Origin of the sequence: Amycolatopsis sp. VS8301801F10 (genome assembly GCF_046195355.1) — a bacterium.
GTDB lineage: Bacteria > Actinomycetota > Actinomycetes > Mycobacteriales > Pseudonocardiaceae > Amycolatopsis.
Window position 1 is genome coordinate 2664820 of record NZ_CP176065.1, and the last position, 20229, is coordinate 2685048.

16 protein-coding genes are annotated in these 20229 nt (G+C 70.0%); 11 read left to right on the forward strand and 5 right to left on the reverse strand.

Translation table 11 applies throughout. From position 1 onward, the window contains the following. Positions 1-110: 110 nt before the first annotated feature. The 3 genes from F9C11_RS12930 to F9C11_RS12940 all read right to left on the reverse strand — a co-directional run bounded on the left by F9C11_RS12930 (position 111) and on the right by F9C11_RS12940 (position 4549). The gene (locus F9C11_RS12930) at positions 111-2102 is read right to left on the reverse strand and encodes an SDR family oxidoreductase (RefSeq protein WP_409185104.1); all 1992 of its coding nucleotides are present in this window, start codon (positions 2100-2102) and stop codon (positions 111-113) included. A gap of 217 nt (positions 2103-2319) precedes the next feature. Further along, positions 2320-3030, reverse strand: a complete 711-nt coding sequence (locus tag F9C11_RS12935) for a class F sortase (RefSeq protein WP_409185105.1) — start codon at positions 3028-3030, stop codon at positions 2320-2322. A gap of 19 nt (positions 3031-3049) precedes the next feature. After that, on the reverse strand, positions 3050-4549 hold the full coding sequence (locus F9C11_RS12940; protein ID WP_409185106.1) for a collagen binding domain-containing protein: 1500 nt from the start codon (positions 4547-4549) through the stop codon (positions 3050-3052). Between the two features lie 320 nt (positions 4550-4869). Between F9C11_RS12940 and F9C11_RS12945 the strand changes: the two genes are divergently transcribed. From F9C11_RS12945 to F9C11_RS12960, 4 genes are all read left to right on the forward strand, one after another. Further along, positions 4870-5730 carry a Bax inhibitor-1/YccA family protein gene (locus F9C11_RS12945; protein ID WP_409185107.1) on the forward strand — a complete coding sequence of 287 codons (861 nt, stop codon included), beginning with the start codon at positions 4870-4872 and terminating at the stop codon, positions 5728-5730. Positions 5731-5877: 147 nt separating this feature from the next. Then, on the forward strand, positions 5878-6495 hold the full coding sequence (locus tag F9C11_RS12950) for a hypothetical protein (protein WP_409185108.1): 618 nt from the start codon (positions 5878-5880) through the stop codon (positions 6493-6495). Between the two features lie 153 nt (positions 6496-6648). Then, positions 6649-7926: a YeeE/YedE family protein gene (locus tag F9C11_RS12955; RefSeq protein WP_409185109.1), complete on the forward strand. Its 1278-nt coding sequence runs from the start codon at positions 6649-6651 to the stop codon at positions 7924-7926. A 184-nt stretch (positions 7927-8110) separates the two neighbouring features. Then, positions 8111-9643: a DHA2 family efflux MFS transporter permease subunit gene (locus F9C11_RS12960; protein ID WP_409185110.1), complete on the forward strand. Its 1533-nt coding sequence runs from the start codon at positions 8111-8113 to the stop codon at positions 9641-9643. Between the two features lie 148 nt (positions 9644-9791). Here F9C11_RS12960 and F9C11_RS12965 read toward each other — a convergent pair whose 3' ends face one another. After that, positions 9792-11012, reverse strand: coding sequence for an acetyl-CoA C-acetyltransferase (locus tag F9C11_RS12965; protein ID WP_409185111.1), 1221 nt, complete (start codon positions 11010-11012; stop codon positions 9792-9794). 120 nt (positions 11013-11132) lie between these two features. On the opposite strand from F9C11_RS12965, the gene F9C11_RS12970 reads away from it, so the two are divergent. From F9C11_RS12970 to F9C11_RS12995, 6 genes are all read left to right on the forward strand, one after another. Continuing rightward, the gene (locus F9C11_RS12970; protein ID WP_409185112.1) at positions 11133-12059 is read left to right on the forward strand and encodes a pentapeptide repeat-containing protein; all 927 of its coding nucleotides are present in this window, start codon (positions 11133-11135) and stop codon (positions 12057-12059) included. Positions 12060-12374: 315 nt separating this feature from the next. Then, positions 12375-13745: a cystathionine beta-synthase gene (locus F9C11_RS12975; RefSeq protein WP_409185113.1), complete on the forward strand. Its 1371-nt coding sequence runs from the start codon at positions 12375-12377 to the stop codon at positions 13743-13745. Positions 13746-13860: 115 nt separating this feature from the next. Beyond that, positions 13861-15294 carry a hypothetical protein gene (locus tag F9C11_RS12980; protein WP_409185114.1) on the forward strand — a complete coding sequence of 478 codons (1434 nt, stop codon included), beginning with the start codon at positions 13861-13863 and terminating at the stop codon, positions 15292-15294. A 227-nt stretch (positions 15295-15521) separates the two neighbouring features. Beyond that, complete coding sequence (locus tag F9C11_RS12985) at positions 15522-16067, forward strand: hypothetical protein (protein WP_409185115.1); 546 nt, start codon at positions 15522-15524, stop codon at positions 16065-16067. 85 nt (positions 16068-16152) lie between these two features. Then, positions 16153-16809 carry a hypothetical protein gene (locus F9C11_RS12990; RefSeq protein ID WP_409185116.1) on the forward strand — a complete coding sequence of 219 codons (657 nt, stop codon included), beginning with the start codon at positions 16153-16155 and terminating at the stop codon, positions 16807-16809. A gap of 101 nt (positions 16810-16910) precedes the next feature. Beyond that, positions 16911-18068 carry a cystathionine gamma-synthase gene (locus tag F9C11_RS12995; protein ID WP_409185117.1) on the forward strand — a complete coding sequence of 386 codons (1158 nt, stop codon included), beginning with the start codon at positions 16911-16913 and terminating at the stop codon, positions 18066-18068. Positions 18069-18647: 579 nt separating this feature from the next. Here F9C11_RS12995 and F9C11_RS13000 read toward each other — a convergent pair. Continuing rightward, positions 18648-18923 (reverse strand): hypothetical protein, encoded by a 276-nt coding sequence (locus F9C11_RS13000; RefSeq protein ID WP_409185118.1) that lies wholly within the window; start codon positions 18921-18923, stop codon positions 18648-18650. Between the two features lie 96 nt (positions 18924-19019). On the opposite strand from F9C11_RS13000, the gene ilvA reads away from it, so the two are divergent. Beyond that, positions 19020-20225, forward strand: coding sequence for a threonine ammonia-lyase (gene ilvA / locus F9C11_RS13005; protein ID WP_409185119.1), 1206 nt, complete (start codon positions 19020-19022; stop codon positions 20223-20225). The last annotated feature ends 4 nt before the right edge of the window (positions 20226-20229 follow it).

Here is a 20229-nt window from a genome sequence, read left to right on the forward strand (position 1 = left end):
GTACCCGCGCACCTGGCGTGCGTGCCGCCAGGAGTGGTGAATCACCGCCCCGGGTCGGTTCTTCGTCGCGATCTCGCCTGAACGGCCTCACCCGCCGCGCGAAGCCGTCACTACCAGTGGAAGCCGCGCGACAACCGGGCCAGCGCCATCGCCGCGCGGGACAGGTGTTTTTCTCCCCTTCCGATCTTCAGTTTCCCGCTGCCGCCCGCCGCCGCGGAGTCCGGGAAAATCCGGAAACCCTGGTACGCGATCGCGTCGGTCAGCCCCGGCGCGAGCGTGTAGGTCAGCCCGATCGCCTGGCCCGCCGGGGTGCCGATGTGCTTCGGCCGCCGGATCAGCGCTTTCATCACCATGTCCGCCGCCTGCTCCGGCGATTTCGTCGGGAAGGCGTCGTAGATCTTCGTCGGCCGGATCATCGGCGTGCGCACGAGCGGCATGTGGATGGTGGTGAAGGTGATCCCGTCGCCGTGCGTTTCGGTCGCCGCGATCCGGGAGAAGTAGTCCAGCGCGGCCTTCGACGCGGCATAGGCGGAGAACCGCGGCGCGATTCCCTGCACGCCGATCGAGGACACGTTCACGATGTGCCCGAATTTCCGCTCCGACATGTGCGGGAGGACCGCGAGGATCAGCCGCACCGCGCCGAAGTAGTTGATCGCCATCGCGCGCTCGTAATCGTGCATCCGGTCGTACGACAGCTTGATCGACCGCCGGATCGACCGGCCAGCGTTGTTCACGAGCATGTCGATCCGGCCGTGTTCGGACAGCATCGCGTCGACGGCCTTGTGCACCGAATCCTCGTCGGTGAGGTCCGCCGGGTACACCGAGGCGGTGCCGCCCGCGGCGATGATCTCGTCGCGCACCTCTTCCAGTTCGTGCTGCCGCCGCGCGACCAGCAGCGGCACTCCGCCCGCCGCGGCGACCTTCAGCGCGGTGGCCCGGCCGATGCCCGACGACGCGCCGGTGATGATCACCCGGCGGCCGTCCAGTTCGCCGCGCGGGCCGTGCTTGCGTGCGCGGAACGGGTCGAGGTGTTCGCGCCAGTAGCGCCACAGCGTCGGGGCGTATTCCTCGAGCCGCGGCACCTCGACCCCGCTGCCGGCCAGCGCTTTCCGCGTTTCCGCGGACGCGAACACCGACGGGAACGCCATCGTTTCCAGCAGCACCGGCGGAATGCCGAGCCGCTCCAGCACCGCGTCGCGGGCGATGGTGAACCCGGGAATGTGCTCGCTCAGCTTGACCAGCCCGACGATTCCCTTCGACACCTTCTCGCCGAGCTGCACGGTGATCGTCGGCGCCCCGGCGGCGCGGGCGAACGCGTTGTAGACCGACACCACCGGCTGCGGTTCGGGGTTCACGAGGTGGAAGGCGCGGCCGTCGAGACCGGGCTTGACGACCAGTTCCAGCAGGGCCTTCGCGACGTAGTCGACCGGAACCACGTTGGTGTCGCCCAGATCCGGGCCCGCGGACGGGAGGTCCGGCAGCCCGGCGAGCCTGCTGATCGCGGGGAACAGGTAGTACGGACCGTCGATCTTGTCCATCTCGCCGGTCTGCGAATCGCCGACCACGACCGCGGGCCGGTACACCCGCCACGGCACCTCGTGCTGTTCCCGGACGAGCTTCTCGGCCTCGAACTTGGTCCGGTGGTACGGCGTGATCAGCCGCTGGCCCACGTCGAACATGTCCTCGGTGAACAGTCCTTCGTGGTCGCCGGCGACGGCGACCGACGAGACGTGGTGCAGGCATCCGGCGTTCAGGTCCGCGGCGAGGTCGAGGACGTTCCGCGTGCCGTCCACATTGGCCCGGACGCTGGTTTCGTCGTCGGCGGTGAGGTCGTAGAGCGCGGCGAGGTGGATGACGTGGTCGACGCCGCGCAGCGCCTCCCGGTCCGCTTCGGACACTCCCATCAGCGGTTCGCCGAGGTCGCCGGTCACGAGCGTCACGCGGTCCGGATGCGGCCATCCGTCGACGAGCGCGGCCAGCTTCTCCCGCGACGACGCGCGCACCACGAGCGCGACCCGTTCCACGTCCGGCCGGGTGAGCAGCTGCCGGGTGACCTGGCGCCCGATCAATCCGGTCGCACCGGTCACCAAGAACTTCGCCATCTCCATCACCCTCCGCCGTGCCGCCGCCTTGACCCATGGGCATTCTGCTGCATGGACGCCGCGCGGGCCACAACGCGGCAGGGTGATGTTACTCGCAAGTAACTTAGCGTCGGCAAGGAGTTCCGCAGGTGGCGGCGGATTTCCGCGAGCGGCGGGTGCGCCAGAAACTGCGCGAAGGGACCCCTCGCGCGGCTTCAGCGGCGGATGAGGGGACCCCTCACGCCGGGTCCGCGATCACCACGCGGTTCTCCTCGTACCCGTCGCTCCCGCCGATCCAGCGCCCTCCGCAGGTCACCAGGACCACCCGGTGCGGGCCGGCCTGCCCGAAGAGATCGTCGGCGCGGCTCGGCAGGTCGTTCTTGTGCACGGTGACCAGCTGCGAGATCCGGTACCGGCTCGTCTTGCCCGCGCGGTCCACGATCGTCACCACGCCGCCGATGCGCTCGCTCCACAGTTCCGAGAACGGCCCGGTCGCCCCGCGCCAGTTCACGTGGCCGGCGAACACGCTCGCGCCGCTGACCGCGTCCAGCTCCGCGCCCCACCACGCCGCCTGCCCGATGTCCGAAGGCACCGGAAGCGTGTTGCCCGGACCGAGGTCCTGGCGCACCATCGCCGCGGTGCCGCCGCCGGGCAACCGGATCGTGCCCGGCGCCTGCGGTCCCGGTTCCGGTGCCTGCCGATGCTCCGCGGGCGCGGCGGGCGGCGCTGCCGCTGAACTACTAGGCGGCGCCGAACTGCTCGACGACGGCGGCGGCGCGGGAGCCAGCTGCTGCGGGGAAGGCGCCGGAACGGCGGTGGTGGCCGGGGACGCGCTCCCGGCCACCACCGTCGTCGGCGGAGAACTGATCACGACCGTCGCGAGTTCCACTGCCAGCACGCTTGCCGCGCCGAGCACGAACCCGCCGATCAGCCGTCCTTTTCCGGTCATGTGCCCTTGCTGCTTTCGCTTACCGCCGGGCCGACCGCCGAGCGGCGAACCCGACCAGCCCCGAACCGACGAGCACCAGCGCCGCGAGACCCGCGATGCCAGCGGTGGAGAAGCTCGTCTCGACCGTGCCCTTGGCCATCGTCACCGGCAGGTCGCCGGCGGGAATCGCGTGCGGCACTTCGTTCGGGGTGTTGGCCACCGTCAGCGCAAGTGTGCCGCCCGGCGTCAGCGACCCGCACGCGGCGGGCGGGTTGTTCGGGTCGAACGCGTTGGTGTAGCCCGGCGGCGCGTTCACCTCGACCACGCAGACCTCCTGCGGGGCCAGCAGGTTCTCGACGGTCGCGGTGCCGTTCTCGCCGCTGGTGGTGACCACCGCGGGCTGCCCGTCGGGCCCGGTGAGCGGCTTGCCGTCCTGACCGGTGGCCGCGGTCTTGCGGTCCTTGCCGGTGACGCGCAGCGTCGCGCCGCCGATGCCCTTGCCGGTCTTGGCGTCGGTCTTGGTGACCTGCACCTTGCCCGGCTTCGCCACCGCGACGACGCCTTGGGCGGTCAGCTGCTTTTCACCGCCGGTACCGACGACGTTCTGCACTTCGCCGTTGCGGTTGACCGGGTTCTGCACGACCGGCTTGTCCGCCGGTGCGGACAAGGACGCGGCGAGCTTCGGCTGGTCGCCGGTGGGCGTTACCTTCACCGTGACGGTGCCGTTCGCGTCGGTTTTCAGCGTCGTGTCTTTCTGCGGGGCCTGGGGCGCGGAGTTGCCGGACGAAGAGTCGGACGCCTTCTCCGTGTCCGCCTGCTTGTCCGCTTGGCCGATAGTCCCGTCAGTGGCGGTCAGCTTCACCGGCACGTCCGGGATGCCTTTGCCCTTGGAGTTCTTGACCGTGACGGTCCAGTTCGCGGGCTGGCCGAGGTGCTGGTCGCCCTTCGGCGCGGTCACCGACGCGGTCCACGGCCCGCGGTTGGCTTCGGCCTCAGCCTTCATCTTGGTTACGTCGTCGGCCGCGGCCTGGGAAGCCTTCTTGAGGTATCCGAGGTAGTCGCTCTCGGGATAGGCGACGTCCTTCTTGGGCAGGCTCGGATCGGTGTCGCCGGGCGTGCGCGACGGGGCGGTCCACGAGTGGAGCAGATGCGCCAGCGCGGCGGCCTCGTCGTTGTTTTGGGTATTGCCATAGCGCAGCAGCAGGTACGAGATGTTGGCCGCGACGTCGGCGGGCAGCTTCGTGCCCCACTTCGTCAGAAGTTCGTCGCCCGGCTTGTACGCCTCGTTGCTGTTCGGCGCCTTCAGGTGGAAGCTGACGCAGAACACGTCCTTGCCGTTCACCTGGTAAGTGCCGAGCCAGTCCGTGTGCTCGTTCGCGAGAGTGACCGTGTGCCCGATGTGTTCCGTGGGCTTGGGAGGGTCGTCGGCCGAGGCCGGGGTCGCCCCCAGCGCGGTTACGGAGAGTGCGCCGAGCAGTGCGGTCGCGACCAGCCCGGTGGCCGCGCGCCAGCGAGCGCGCGGGCGTGAGATCCACCCCATGGTGTGTTGGCTCCTTCGACGTGCCTGCCGACGCCGGAACGGCGTCCTCGCAGTTCACCTGATCGAACAACTCCCCGACACGCGTTCGGTCACTTCCCGGACACGCGAGGTGAAGGTTCGCGGGTCAGCGGGGGAGTTGTCTAGAGACCATCGGGTGACCTGCGGTGAACGGTCGTGACCTTCATCGCCTACGGTGGCCGTAACGGGGGTCGCCCCACCCGTGCGGGTGATGAGTAAAATCGGCTTTACCCGAACGGGAACCAGCGAGCCGCCGCGGTCGTTGAACCCGATGCAAGGTGCCAGAAAGTCCAGGAGGACAGGTGCGTTCCAGCAGCAACCCGGCGTTCCGCAATCTCCCGCGCGGCGCGGCCGCGACCGGGCAGTACGGGCCGAACGTCGGCTTCGACCAGCCCTACGGCCAGCCGCAGGGGCAAGGCGGCGTCCCGGGTTACGGCCCCGGCCAGATGGGCACCGCCTCCGCCGACCGTCCGATGACGGTCGACGACGTCGTCATCAAGACCGGCATGTCGCTCGGCGTCGCGCTCGTCGTCGGCGTGCTCACCGCGATCTGGGCGCAGTCCCAGCTCGTGCGCGACTCCCTCGGCAGGCTTTCGCCGAGCGGTCCGCTCCTCGGCGCGCTGATCGGCGGGCTCGTGGTGGGCCTCGTCGTGTCGCTCGTGATCATCTTCAAGCAGAAGCCGAGCGGTCCGCTCACGCTCGTCTACTCCGGCGCCGAGGGCCTGTTCCTCGGTGCGCTCAGCGGGCTGTTCGAGGTGTTCCTGCCGGGCATCGCCCTGCAGGCGCTCATCGGCACCGCCGGCGTGTTCGTCGCGATGCTGGTCGTCTACAAGACCGGCGCGGTGAAGGTCACGCCGAAGCTGACCAAGTGGATCGTCGGCGCGGTCGCCGGCGTGGCCATCCTGATGCTGGTCAACCTGATCACCGCGGTGTTCTTCGGCTTCAACCCGCTGCGCGACGGCAGCCCGCTCGCCATCGTGTTCAGCCTGGTGGTCATCGGCATCGCCGCGTTCAGCTTCCTGCTCGACTTCGACCAGGCCGACAAGATGATCCGCGCCGGCATGCCGTCGAAGTGGGCCTGGTACGCCGCGTTCGGCCTGATGACCACGCTGGTGTGGCTGTACCTGGAGATCCTGCGTCTGCTGTCTTACCTGCGCGACTAGCTTCTCGCGCAGGTTTCCCGGGAAGGGGCGCTCCGCGTTACGCGGAGCGCCTTTTCTGTTTTTCTGCCCCGAACCTCTGCGAGCCCCGGCGGCCGTCGTGTTGGATGTGCCCGGTCGGAATCTTCTTTCGGGTTTGCGAGGCATTACGTGAGCGTTCCCCCGCACGGGCACGGACCGCAGCCGGGCTACGGACAGCCCGGCCCGTCGCCGTACCAGCAGCACTACGGCCCCGGCGGGATGCCGCCCCAGCAGAGCCCGAAGCGCAACTTCCCGACCCGGACCGTGGTGCTGATCGCCGTGGCGGTGGTGGTCGTGGCGGCGGGGGTCGTCGTCGGCATCTTCGCGTTCGGCAACTCGACCAGCAACACGCACGCGAGCGACTGCATGCACATCGAGAAGTCCGGCTCGACCACGACGACGCGAACGGTCGACTGCGCCGACCCGGGAGCGAACGTCAAGGTCGCGGTCGCGCGCGCCAACCGGAGCGGCACCTGCCCGCGCGGCGACTACTACCGCTACACCACCGGCGGCAAGAACCACCGCGTGCTCTGCCTCATCCCCAACGTCCAGCAAGGGGATTGCCTCTCCGGGCTCCAGACCGCCACCACGACCTACCAGAAGGTCCCCTGCACCGACCCGCAGAAGAACGCGGAAATCGTCAAGCTGGTGCCCGGCACGACGGACCGTTCGGCGTGCGAAGGCAGCGGTTCGACCGCGGTCCGCTGGTACTCCGAACCGGAGGAAGTCATCTGCATCAAGAGCTGACCGGGGCGGTACAAAGGGGCCGTCCGGACGCCGGAGTTTCGGCCGTTCGTCGCACTCCGTGAGACAAGCTGCGTCCGGGCCTCACCGGGACCTAACGTGGATCGCCGTCCGCTTCCGGGCGGGTCCCGTTGATCCCCGACACCCCCAGGAGACGTGGTGGCGACCACCGATTCCCCTGTCGACGAGCGAAAACTGCTCGATTTCCCCACCTCGTGCGCGGCTCCGGCGGCTAAACCGGAGGAGCCGGTCAAGGTCGTCCCGCTGGCCGTCGCCGCGGTGCTCGCGGTCGGGCTGACCGCCTACGTCTGGGCCGCGTACGGCGCGAAGTTCGGGGTCCTGCTCGTGCTGGGGCTGCTGCTCGGCCTCGCCCTTTTCCACTCTCGCTTCGGGTTCACGTCCGCCTGGCGGCAGCTGATCGCCGTCGGAAACGGCCAGGGCCTTCGCGCGCACACCCTCCTGCTCGGCACGGCCGCGACGCTCATCGCCCTCATCTGCGGCACCGGCGCGGGCCTCTTCGGCAGCAAACCGCTGCCGGTGGCGAACGTCGGGCCGATCGGGCTCGCGTTGTTCGTCGGGGCCACGCTGTTCGCGATCGGCATGCAGCTCGGCGGCGCGTGCGCGTCCGGGACGCTGTTCGCGGTCGGGGCCGGGCAGTCGACGATCGTGCTGACCCTCGGCGGTTTCATCACCGGTTCGGTCCTCTACACCTGGGGTTACCCGCTTTTCACCGGCTGGCCGCAGGTTTCCGGATTCCTGCTGTCGGACCACGTCGGCTGGTTCGGGTCGTGGGCCATCACCATCGCCGTGCTCGTCGCGATCGTCCTCGCGACCCGCGTCGTGCAGAAGCGCCGCGTGCCGCCGCCGGTCGACACCGTGCCGACCGCGCGCGGATTCGCCCGGATCTTCCGCGGTTCCTGGCCGATCCTCGTCGGCGCGGTCGTGCTCGGCGTGCTGGCCGGCGCGGTGTACCTGGTGTCCGGCGGCATCTGGGGCGTCACGAGCGCGTTCAGCCTGTGGGGCGCGAAAATTCTCCAGGTGTTCGGCCTGCACCCGGAGCAGTGGGAGTTCTGGCGGCTGAAGGCGAACGCGGCGTCGCTGTCCAAGCCGATCTGGCAGGACAAGACGAGCCTCACCGACATCGGCATCATGATCGGCGCGTTCGTCGCCGCCGCGGCCGCGGGCGCGTGGAAGATCCACAGTTCGATCCCGTGGCGCACCGCCGTCGCCGCGGTGCTCGGCGGAATCCTGATGGGCATCGGCGCGCGGCTGGCGAACGGCTGCAACATCGGCGCGTACCTCGGCGGCATTTCCGTCGGCAGCCTGCACGGCTGGCTGTGGGGCGCGTTCGCGCTTTTCGGCACCTGGATCGGGCTGAAACTGCGTCCGTTGTTCGGTTTGGGCAACCCTTCGCGCACGGACAGTATCTGCTGACCCGGCGGGGACTTTTCGCAGGTCATCGCGACCGCGCGAAAAGTCCCCACGGTTTTCCTCCGGAAGCGAAAAGGACTGCGTCCCCGTTTGCCGCTCGGCTAGTCTGGAGCGCGCGCAAGGGGGAACCGCGGTCGTATTGTCGCGCCGCGGGCTTGCGCTTCACCACTCACAGATGGGGTTCCGCATGTCCGCACCCGCGACTCCGGCCGCGCCGGATGCCGGTGACAAACTCGACCGGGGAGTGCTCAAGGTCGCTTCCGTGGTGGTGCTCGGCGCCATCATGGCGATCCTCGACACCACCGTGGTCAACGTAGCGCTCCAGAAGCTCACCATCCAGTTCACCACGTCCTTCGACACGATCCAGTGGGTCGCGACCGGCTACATGCTGGCGCTGGCCACGGTCATCCCGGTCACCGGATGGGCCTCCGACCGGTTCGGCACGAAACGGCTGTACCTGCTCGCGATCGGCACCTTCCTGGTCGGCTCGATGCTGGCCGGGATCGCCTGGAACGTCGAATCGCTGATCGCGTTCCGCGTCGTGCAGGGCCTCGGCGGCGGCATGCTGATGCCGGCCGGGATGACGATCCTGACCCGCGCGGCCGGTCCGCAGCGGATCGGCCGGGTCATGGCCGTGCTGGGCGTGCCGATGCTGCTCGGCCCGATCTGCGGCCCGATCCTCGGCGGCTGGCTGGTCGACTCGGTGAGCTGGCGCTGGATCTTCTACATCAACGTCCCGATCGGGCTGATCGCCTTCCTGCTCGCGCTGCGGCTGCTGCCGAAGGACAACCCGGAACCCGGCAACCGGTTCGACTTCCTCGGCATGCTGATGGTGTCGCCGGGACTGGCCTTGCTGATCTTCGCCGTCTCGCGGATTCCGTCCACTGGCACCGTCGCCGACCTCGAGGTGTGGCTGCCCGCGCTGGTGGGTCTCGCGCTGCTGGTCGCGTTCGTGCTGCGGGCGCGGACCATGGAGAACCCGCTGATCGACCTGAAGCTGTTCCAGAACCGGTCGTTCTCCGGCGCGATGATCACCATGGCCGTGTTCTGCGTCGGCTTCTTCGGCGCGATGCTGCTGCTGCCCACGTATTTCGTGCTGGTGCGCGGCGAGACCGCGCTGAACGCGGGTCTTCTGCTGGCCCCGCAGGGCTTCGGCGCGATGCTGGCGATGCCGATCACCGGACGGCTCGCCGACAAGATCGCGCCGCGCCGGATCGTGCTGCCCGGCCTGGTCCTGATCGCGCTGGGCATGGTGGTGTTCACCCAGGTCACCGCGACCACGCCGTACTGGCAGCTGCTGACCGCGCTGTTCGTGATGGGCATCGGCATGGGCTGCACGATGATGCCGATCACCTCGGCCGCGCTGCAGACGCTGGAATCCAAGGACATGGCGAAGGCGTCGACCGCGACGAACATCCTGCAGCAGACTTCGGGCGCGATCGGGTCCGCGGTGATGTCGATCATCCTGGCGGCGCTGCTCGCCGGGAAGTTCGGCGTCCCGACGAGCCAGGGCCAGCTGGTCGCCACCGCGGCCACGATGAACCCGGCCACGCACGACGCCGCGGCCGGTCTGGCGGGCGAATCGTTCGCGACGACGTTCCTGTGGGGCACGATCCTGCTCGCGGTGTGCCTGGTGCCCGCGTTCTTCCTGCCGAAGAAGCGCGTGGTGCCCGAGGCGACGGAATCCGGCGAGGCCGCTCCGCCGGTGCTGATGCACTGACCCGCACGTGAAAGGGCCGTCCGCGTTGATCCGCGGGCGGCCCGTCACGCTACTGAGAAACCCCGACCGGAGGCGCTAGGGAGCCAGACCGTTGGGTGTCGTGAGTGGCGATCACGGTTCTAACCGTGATCGCCACTCACGAGCCAGCTCAGGAAAGCCGCTCCAGCACCATCGCCATGCCCTGTCCGCCGCCGACGCACATCGTCTCCAGGCCGAACTGCTTGTCGTGGTGCTGCAGGGAGTTGATCAGCGTCGAGGTGATCCGCGCGCCGGTCATGCCGAACGGGTGGCCGACCGCGATCGCGCCGCCGTTGACGTTCAGCCGGTCCAGGTCGATGCCGAGGTCGCGGTAGGACGGGATGACCTGCGCGGCGAACGCCTCGTTGATCTCCACCAGGTCGATGTCCGAAATGGACAGTCCGGCGCGGGACAGCGCCTGCTTCGACGCCTCGACCGGGCCGTAGCCCATGATCTCCGGCGACAGCCCGGTGACGCCGGTGGACACGACGCGCGCCAGCGGCGTCAGGCCCAGCTCGCGCGCCTTCGTGTCGGACATGATCACGACAGCCGCCGCGCCGTCGTTGAGCGGGCAGCAGTTGCCTGCGGTGACCCGGCCGTCCGGGCGGAAGACCGGCTTCAGCCCGGACACGCCCTCGAGCGTCACGCCCGCGCGCGGGCCGTCGTCCTTCGACACGACCGTGCCGTCCGGCAGCGTGACCGGGGTGATGTCCTTGGCCCAGAAGCCCTCCGCGATGGCCTTCTCGGCGAGGTTCTGCGACCGCACGCCGAACTCGTCCATCTCCTCGCGCGTGATGCCCTTGAGCCGCGCGAGGTTCTCCGCGGTCTGGCCCATCGCGATGTAGACGTCCGGGAGCTGCCCGTTCTCGCGCGGGTCCTGCCAGCTGTCCGCGCCGGACTCGGCGGTGGCCTTGGTGCGCGCCTCGGCCTCGGCGAACAGCGGGTTGTGCGTGTCCGGCCAGGAGTCGGAGCTGCCGTTGGCGAACCGCGACACGGTCTCGACGCCCGCCGAGATGAAGACGTCGCCCTCGCCCGCCTTGATCGCGTGCAGCGCCATCCGGGTGGTCTGCAAGCTGGAGGAGCAGTACCGGGTGATCGTGCAGCCGGGCAGGTGGTCGTAGCCGAGTTCGACGGCCACCGCGCGGCCCATGTTGAAGCCGGACTCGCCGCCGGGCAGGCCGCAGCCGAGCATCAGATCGTCGATGTCGGCCGGGTCCAGCTGGGGCACCTTGTCCAGCGCCGCGCGCACCATCTGCGCGGCAAGGTCGTCAGGACGCATCCCGACCAGCGAACCCTTCCCGGCACGGCCGATCGGGGAGCGAGCGGTGGAGACGATGACGGCTTCGGGCATGACAGACACATCCTCGGGTCGGCGGCACTAAGCGGTTGCTCATCATCTTGCCGCCTCCAGCGTCGGTTCGAAAGCCGAAGGCGACCTGCACCACCTTGCTCCCGTGGGAGGATTTCCGCCGTGGCTGAGCGCAACCGGGTGTTGTCCACGCGCACGATCGCGTGGTGGGGGACCGGCATCGTGCTGCTCGCGGCCGTCGCGGCGGCGTTGCTGCTGTGGCTGCTCGGCGGCGGCACCCCGGCGGATTCGTCGCGGCTCGACGCGCTGCGCACGGCCTCGAGCATCGTCGTCGGGACCGGCGGCGCGGCCGCGCTCCTGCTCGCCGCGCGGCGGCAGCGGTCCGCGGAACTCGATCTGGAACAGAAGGACCACGACGCGACCGAACGCCGGATCACCGACATGTACGGCAAGGCCGCCGACCAGCTGGGCAGCGACAAGGCCCCGGTCCGGCTGGCCGGGCTGTACGCGCTCGAACGGCTCGCGCAAAGCCACGCCGACCAGCGGCAGACCATCGTCAACGTGCTCTGCGCGTACCTGCGGATGCCGTTCGAACCCGCTGCCGAAGGCTCCTCGGAGGAGTTGCAGGTCCGCAAGGCCGCGCAGCGGATCCTCATGCTGCACTTGCGTCCGGGCAGCGAGCCGGAGCCGCTGGGGTCGTACTGGCCCGACATCGATCTTGACTTCTCCGGCGCCCGGCTCGTCGCGCTGACCCTCACGCACTGCCGAATCCGTTCCATTGTCTGTTATCAAACTGAGTTCGAGGAATTCGCGACCTTCCGCGACACGGAATTTCGTTCCAAAGCCGATTTCCACGAAGCCGTCTTCCGCGAACGCGCGGACTTCCGAAGCGCGGTTTTTGGTGTCAATGGCGACGTATTCCGTGGCGCACAGTTCGAAAAACATGCGGAATTCGGAGTCAACTCGGAGGTGAGTCTGGCCGGTGCTCTCGCGAAGCCCGGCTACAAACGGTCCTGGCCGCCCGGCTGGGCGGAAGAACCGGGCAGCGACGGATGGCTTCGGCTCGTCCCATCGAGTGTTTCCGAATAACGGCGAAACCACTAGACTCGGTCAAGATTCACAAGGAGAGAAACCCGAGACGGGAGGAGAACCGGTCATGGTGGCCCTTAAGCGGTACTGCACGGCATTGCGGGCCGGGACGGACCTTCGGGACGGGAAGACGGATCGGCGTGCGGCGGCCCTCGGGCCGAACCCGGTGTCGACGCGCGGCTTGGTGGCTGCCTGAGGTTTGCGCCGGGGAGGCTCGACCTCGCCCAGCGCCGCCCGCGGCCCCGACGCGCACCCGGAGGCCTCCGGCTGATCCCGAGCTAGCCGGTCCGCCCCCCGCCTGTTTAGGCTGGTCGCGTGGAGTACGCAGAACACATCGTGGACCTCGTGGGCAACACCCCGCTGGTCAAGCTGAATTCGCTTACGCGGGGGCTCAAGCCGCTCGTGCTCGCCAAGGTCGAGTACGTCAACCCGGGCGGCAGCGTGAAGGACCGGATCGCGCTGCGGATGATCGAGGCCGCCGAGGCGTCCGGCGAACTGCGCCCCGGGGGCACGATCGTGGAGCCCACCTCGGGCAACACCGGGGTCGGGCTCGCCATGGTCGCCCAGCGCAAGGGCTACCAGTGCGTGTTCGTCTGCCCGGACAAGGTGAGCGAGGACAAGCGCAACGTGCTGCGCGCGTACGGCGCCCGCGTCGTCGTGTGCCCCACCGCGGTCGCGCCCGAGCACCCCGATTCGTACTACAACGTGTCCGACCGGCTCGTGCGCGAGATCGAGGGCGCCTGGAAGCCCAACCAGTACGCCAACCCGGAGAACCCGGCCAGCCACTACCACTCCACCGGCCCGGAGCTCTGGCGGCAGACCGACGGCAAGATCACCCACTTCGTCGCGGGCGTCGGCACCGGCGGCACGATTTCCGGCACCGGCAAGTACCTGAAGGAGGTCAGCGACGGCCGCGTCCAGGTCGTCGGGGCCGATCCCGAGGGCTCGGTGTACTCCGGCGGCACCGGACGGCCGTATCTGGTCGAGGGCGTCGGCGAGGACTTCTGGCCGGAGACCTACGACCGGAACGTCGCGGACCAGATCATCCCGGTCAGCGACGCGCATTCGTTCGAGATCACCCGCCGGCTCGCGACCGAGGAAGGCCTGCTCGTCGGCGGTTCGTGCGGGATGGCCGTGGCCGCCGCGCTGAAGCTCGCCGAGGGGCTGACCGAGGACGACGTCGTGGTCGTGCTGCTGCCCGACGGCGGCCGCGGCTACCTCACCAAGGTGTTCAACGACGCCTGGATGTCGTCCTACGGCTTCCTCCCGCCGGATTCCTCCGGCGCGACCGTCGGCGACGTGCTCACCCGCAAGTCCGGCGCGCTGCCCAGCCTCGTGCACTCGCATCCGAACGAAACGGTCGCCGAGGCGGTGGCCATCCTGTCGGAATTCGGCGTGAGCCAGATGCCCGTGGTCAGCGCCGAACCGCCGGTGATGGCGGCCGAGGTGGTCGGCGCGGTCAACGAGCGCGACCTGCTCGACGCGCTGTTCACCGGCAAGGCCCAGCTGGCCGACCGGCTGGAAACGCACATGTCGCCGCCGCTGCCCACGATCGGGGCCGGCGAGCAGGTGAGCGCCGCGATGAAGGCGCTCGAAGGGGCCGACGGCGCGCTGGTGCTCATCGACGGCAAGCCGGCGGGCGTCGTCACCAGGCACGATCTGCTCGCGTTCCTCGCGGGCCGATAGCCGCAAGCTCACGGCGACCGGCCGGGGCGTCTGCGCGCGTCCCGGCCGGGCATCCGATAGCGTTACGGCCGAATAGAACTTTTTCGCGTCCTCGTCAAGGGGGTTCAAGACCCACATGAGTGCTCCGCAGCCACCGAACCAGCCCTGGGACGGCGGCCAGCAGCCGCCGCAGGGCCCGTCGAGTGGTCCTACACCGCAGCAGGACAGTCCCTTCGGCGCGTCGGAGCCGACCCAGGTGGTCCAGCCGGGCCAGCCGCAGCAGCCCGCGCACGGCGGCGGCGCCTTCGGCGACACCCCGGAACCGACGCAGGTCGTGCAGCCGGGACAGCCGGCTGACTCGAACGCCACCCAGGTGGTGAACCCCGTGAGCGCCGAGGGCAACGCCGAATCGACGCAGCTGGTCCCGCCGAGCCAGCAGCCGCAGAACATCCCGTACGCCCCGCCGCCGAGCGCGGCCGACAACCCGGCCGCGGTCGCCGGGTTCGGCGCCCCGCAGGGCTTCGGCCAGCCGGGTCAGCCCGGGCAGCAGGGCCAGCCGGGCCAGCCGCCGCAGGGCTTCGGCCAGCCGGGCGGATTCGACCAGGGCGGCTTCGGCGCGCCGCCGCAGGGCGCGTTCGGCCAGCCGGGTCAGCAGGGCTTCGGCCAGCCCGCCCCGTTCGGCGCGCCCGCCGCGCCGTCGGCGGGCGGTGGCGGGAACGCGCTGTACGGCTACATCGCCGGCGGCGTCACCGCGGTGCTCGGCCTGATCGCGCTGATCGTCTCGTTCAGCTACATGAGCGACACCAGCGACTACTCGAAGCTGTACGACAGCTCGAGCCGGTACCAGAAGCTGTTCGACGAGGCCGGTCTCGCCTCGCCGGGCACGCTGTGGTTCTACGTGATCATGATCCTGGTCGGCGCGGTGGTCGCGCTGGCCGGCGGCGTCGCGCTGGCTCTCGCCTCGCGCGCGGCCGTGCTGCGCAAGCTCGCCCCGATCGGCGTGCTCGTCGGCGGCGTGCTGCTGCTGCTGTTCTCGATCCTGGCGAAGGCCGGGACCTCGGTCAGCAGCTCCTTCGTCGACAAGTACGGCGGCAGCTCCTCCAGCGCGACGAGCGGCGGCGGCATGCTGACGCTGATCCTCGGCATCATCATCCTGATCATCGGCGTGGTCGCGATCATCCCGGCCACCTCGCAGTACGTCGGCCTCGGTTCGTCCTCGGGCGGACCCGGCGGCCCCGGCGGACCGCAGCAGCCGGGCGGTTTCGGCGGCGGACAGCCGGGCTTCGGCCAGCCGCAGTCCGGCGGTTTCCCGCCTCCCGGCGGCCCGAACCCGAACAGCGGGGGCTTCCCGCAGCCGGGCGGTCCGAACCCGGGCAGCGGCGCGAACCCGCAGCCGGGCTTCGGCCAGCAGCCGCCTCCCGGTTACGGCCAGCCGGGCCAGCAGCCGGGCTACGGCCAGCCGCCGCAGCAGCCGGGCGGTTTCGGCCAGCCGGGCCAGTACCCGCCGCCGGGGCAGCAGCCCCCTCCGGGCTACGGCCAGCCGGGCCAGCAGCCGCCGCAGCAGTGGTGACTCGCTGAATTTCCGCGAAGGGCGTCTCCGTCTCCCGACGGTGGCGCCCTTCGTCGTTTCCGGTCCTTTTTCGCGGGATTAGCGCGGAGCTGGTGGCCTTTTCCCGGCCGTTCCGGCAGCCGGGGGAAATTGCGCCGCACATGCGCTCGCTCCGGTCCCCAACCGCGCGTTTCCCGGCTAGGGTGAGCGCCGTCCGAATCGCCTTTCCAGCCCGAGGGGGACCTGCCGTGAGCGGCCTGCACGGACTTCCGGCACGGCAGCGGGAACGGGAATCCTCCACGGCGGAACCGGCGGCGCACCGGCCGAACGGAAGCACCGCGATCGCGGCCGGACTGTTCGGGCTCGTCGCCGCCGCGACGTCCGGCTACCTCCCGGCCCGGCTGTTCCTCGACATTCCGTCGGGATTCAGCCTCGGCGACCTCTCGCCGCTGACGCTCGCCGATCTCGCCGCGTATCTGGCCGCTTCGCTGGTCTTGCTGGTCGGCGCGATCGCGACCTTTTTCCGTGCGACAGCCGGCGCGGTGCTGCTGATCGCGGGCGCGTTGCTCGCCCTCGGCGCGCTCCTGCTGGAGCCCGCGCAGGGCGGTTCCCCGGCGTACGCCGAGTACTTCCGGACGCTGCTGCGGTTCGAGAATTTCGCCGCACTCGACCGCGTCACGCTCGCGGTGGCGGTCCTGTTCGTACTCGTGCTGGCTGTCCTGCCGCGAACGTTCGGCTACCTGCGCTACCGCGCTCCCCTGGTGCCGGTTTCGTCACCTTCTCGACCTTGGTAAATCCTCCCCGAAAGCGGCGCGGACCTGGCACGATACAGGCACCCCACCCGCCGTCCGGCGGGACCAGATACGCCGAGGACTCCCCGTGACTTACCCCCAGAACCCGCAGGGCCAGCCCCAGCAGCCGCAGAGCGGCCCGATCCCCGGGCAGCAGTACCCGGCGAGCCAGCCGACGCCGGCCCAGCCGTACCCGGGCGCTCCGCAGCAGCCGTTCGCCCCGCCTGCCGCCGGCCAGCCGTACCCGGCGTACCCCGGCGGGCCCGGCGTGTACCAGCAGAAGCCGAACGGCGCGACCGCGATCATCGCCGGGATCCTCGCGATCATCGGCGGCATTTTCGCGATCATCTCGATCATCGTCGCGGTCATCGCGATCTCGGCTATCCACATCACGGTCTGGCAGCTCTACGTGGCGATCGTCATCTACGCGGTGCTCGTCGGCCTGCTGTTCTTCGGCGGCATCGGCCTGTTCCTGCACAAGCCCGCCGCCCGCCTGTGCACGATCGTCGGCTGCGGGCTGGTGATCGCGTACACGATCCTGAGCGGCGTCCTGACCGGGGTCGCGACCTCCGGGTACAAGGGCAGCGCCCAGATGCTCGGCGCGGGCATCGGCGGTACCCTGATCGCGCTGATCCCGCCGGTCGCGACCCTGGTGCTGGCGATCGTGAAGCCGACCGCGGACTGGGTCAACTACCGTCCGGACGCGCCTGCCCAGGGCGGATACCCCGCGCCGCAGGGCTGGTGACGTCGGGGCTGCCGGTGCGGGTTTGTACCGGCAGCCCTCCCGCATGGTGAGTTGCCTCCCAGCTGATGGGATTGTCGGGGGTTCCCCGTACCCTGGGAACCATGGCCGACGACTTCTCCGTCCTGGGTTTCGAAACACGCGCGATCCACGCCGGGCAGCAGCCCGATCCCCGCACGGGTGCGGTCATCGTGCCGATTTACCAAACGTCCACGTACGCGCAGGACGGCGTGGGCGGCACCCGCGAGGGCGGCTACGAGTACTCGCGCACCGCGAACCCCACGCGGACCGCGCTGGAGGAAGCCCTCGCCTCGCTCGAAGGCGCCCGGCACACGCTGGCGTTCGCGTCCGGCATGGCGGCGTCCGACGCGGTGCTGCGCACGGTCCTGCGCCCCGGCGACCACCTGGTCCTGGGCAACGACGCGTACGGCGGCACGTTCCGCTTGATCGACAAGGTGCTCAGCCTGTGGGGCGTCGAGCACACGGTCGCCGACCTGAGCCGCATCGACGACGTACGGGCCGCGATGCGCCCGGAAACCAAGCTGATCTGGTGCGAGTCGCCGACCAACCCGCTGCTGGGCGTCGCCGACATCGCCGCGCTGGCGGGCGTCGCGCATGACGCGGGCGCGCGGCTGGTCGTGGACAACACCTTCGCCACGCCGTACCTGCAGACCCCGCTGGCTCTCGGCGCGGACATCGTGGTGCACTCGACCACCAAGTACCTCGGCGGCCACTCCGACGTCGTCGGCGGCGCGGTCGTCACCAACGAGGACGAACTGCGCGAGCAGCTCTTCTACCTGCGCAACGCCGCCGGCGCCGTCCCCGGCCCGTTCGACGCGTGGCTGACCCTGCGCGGGCTCAAGACGCTGGCCCTGCGGATGGAACGGCACAGCGACAACGCGGAGCTGATCGCCCGCACCTTGGCGAAGCACCCGAAGGTCACCCAGGTCTACTACCCCGGCCTGCCGGAACACCCCGGCCACGAGATCGCGGCGAAGCAGATGCGCCGCTTCGGCGGAATGGTGTCGTTCCGCGTGACGGGCGGAGAGGCGGCGGCGCTGGAGGTCGCGTCCCGCACGAAGCTGTTCGTGCTGGCGGAGTCGCTGGGCGGCATCGAGAGCCTGATCGAGCACCCGGGCAAGATGACGCACGCCTCCACGGCGGGCTCGACGCTGGAAGTCCCGGAGGACCTGATCCGGCTGTCGGTGGGCATCGAGGACGGGCGCGACCTGGTGGCGGACCTTACGCAGGCGCTGGGCTGATCTGCCGGAAGGGCGATCGCCGGGATCGGCGCGACTGAGTTCTCGGAGGATTCCGGACGCGGCGAGCTACGGCGACGCCAGGTACGCACTGACGGACGCCGGTCCGCGTCTTGCCCTGCCGCGCTACGACTTCGCCAACAACGTCGGCTGGCACGCGGACATCCCCGCGCTGCGGGAGTGGTCAGGCATGGCCGGTTCCTCCGGTGGCGTGCCCTGCCGCCTGGGGCAGGGCTTGTTCTTGCCCTGCCGCAGAAGTCGCCAGCCCGTTCCCTGATTGGGCTGGGCTGGCTGCTTTGAGTTAGTCGTCGCTAGGTGGCGAGAATCTGCTGCGTCGTCGCCGAAACCACTGGAGTGAAGCCCGATTGCCGGACGCGGCCGAAGTTGTCTCATGCGGGGGCAGCAGGCTCGGGCATCGCGCATTCGCGGCGGTGAGGTGCGGGCGCAGACAGCCGGTCAGCCATGCTTTCGCGCAGGGTGGTCGGCCGGGGAAATTCAACCGGTCGCCCACACTGCCGCTTCGCTCATCCGCGGTCCAGCGGCCGAATTCGCCGCGTCTCGCGAAACGGCTGCCGGGCAGGGTCAGGGCTTGCTGTTCTCCGGCAGCGCGTTGGCCTGCCGGGTCCCGGTCGTCGTCGGGAGGTCGGCTCCGTTGACGCAGCCGCCGACCAGTTCGATGTGGTTGTCGTGCCGGATGTACTGGGCGGGTCCGGCGCATCCGGCCGCCTCGACGGTCGCGAAGGCGGCTCCGGTGAGGGCGACGGCGGACAGGATGCCCGCGGCGAGCGGCAGCAGACCGGTACGGGACTTGGCTCGGGACTGGGCCCGGGCGGTGGTCCCGTGCTGCGCGCGTGCCATGGTCGCACTCCCTGATCCGGTGTGGCTGCCGTTAACCAGGGTACCGGTCCGCCGGGCGGCGCACCCCGGCCGTCCGTCGGTGGCATCATCGGCGCCATGGAACTGGTCAGCGTCGAGCGCATCCGGGAAGCTCGGAAGCTTCTCGAGGGCATCACCCGCGTCACGCCGATGGAGCACGCCCGCGACCTGCGCCGGCTGCACGGCGGCCCGGTGTATCTCAAGTGCGAGAACCTGCAGCGCACCGGTTCTTTCAAGATCCGCGGCGCCTACACCCGCATTCACGGCCTGACCGCCGGGGAACGCGCGCGGGGCGTCGTCGCGGCCAGTGCCGGCAACCACGCGCAGGGGGTCGCGCTGGCGTCGTCGCTGCTCGGCATTTCCTCGACCGTCTTCATGCCGTCGCGCGCCCCGCTGCCGAAACTCGCCGCGACCCGCGGTTACGGCGCGGAGGTCCACCTCCACGGCGCCGTCGTAGACGAGACCCTCGCCGAGGCCATCGCGTTTTCCGAGCGCACCGGCGCGGTCTTCATCCACCCGTTCGACCACGAAGACGTCATCGCCGGGCAGGGCACCGTCGGACTGGAGATTCTCGAGCAGGTGCCGGGGGTGAAAACGATCCTCGTCCCGACCGGCGGCGGCGGACTGGTCGGCGGGGTCGCGGCGGCGGTGAAGGCGCTGCACCCGGAGATCCGGGTGATCGGCGTACAGGCTGAAGACGCCGCCGCCTACCCGTCCTCGCTGGCGGCCGGTGCACCGGTGCGGCTGCGCGAGGTGCACACGATGGCGGACGGGATCGCGGTCGGCGAGCCAGGGAAGGTCAGCTACTCGCATGTCCAGTCGCTGGTCGACGACGTCGTCACGGTGACCGAGGAATCCTTGTCCCGCGCGGTATTGCTGTGCCTGGAGCGGCGGAAACTGGTCGTGGAACCGGCCGGTGCGGCTTCGGTGGCCGCGCTGTTGCAGCACCCCGGCGCTTTCGAGGCGCCGGTGGTGGCGATCCTTTCCGGCGGCAACGTGGATCCCGTGCTGCTGCAGCAGATCATCCAGCACGGCATGACCGCGGGCGGCCGCTACCTGAAGCTGCACCTGCGCGTGCCGGACCGGCCGGGCTCGCTGGTTTCCGTGCTGTCGTGCGTGAAGGACCTGGGCGCGAACGTCCTCGACGTCGAGCATTCCCGCATTTCCGGCAGCCTGGCCCTAGGCGAGGTCGACGTCGCTCTCGCCCTGGAAACCCGCGGCCCGGAGCACTGCAAGGACGTCGAGGCCGCCCTCGCCGACGCCGGGTTCACCATCGTCAGCTGACTGT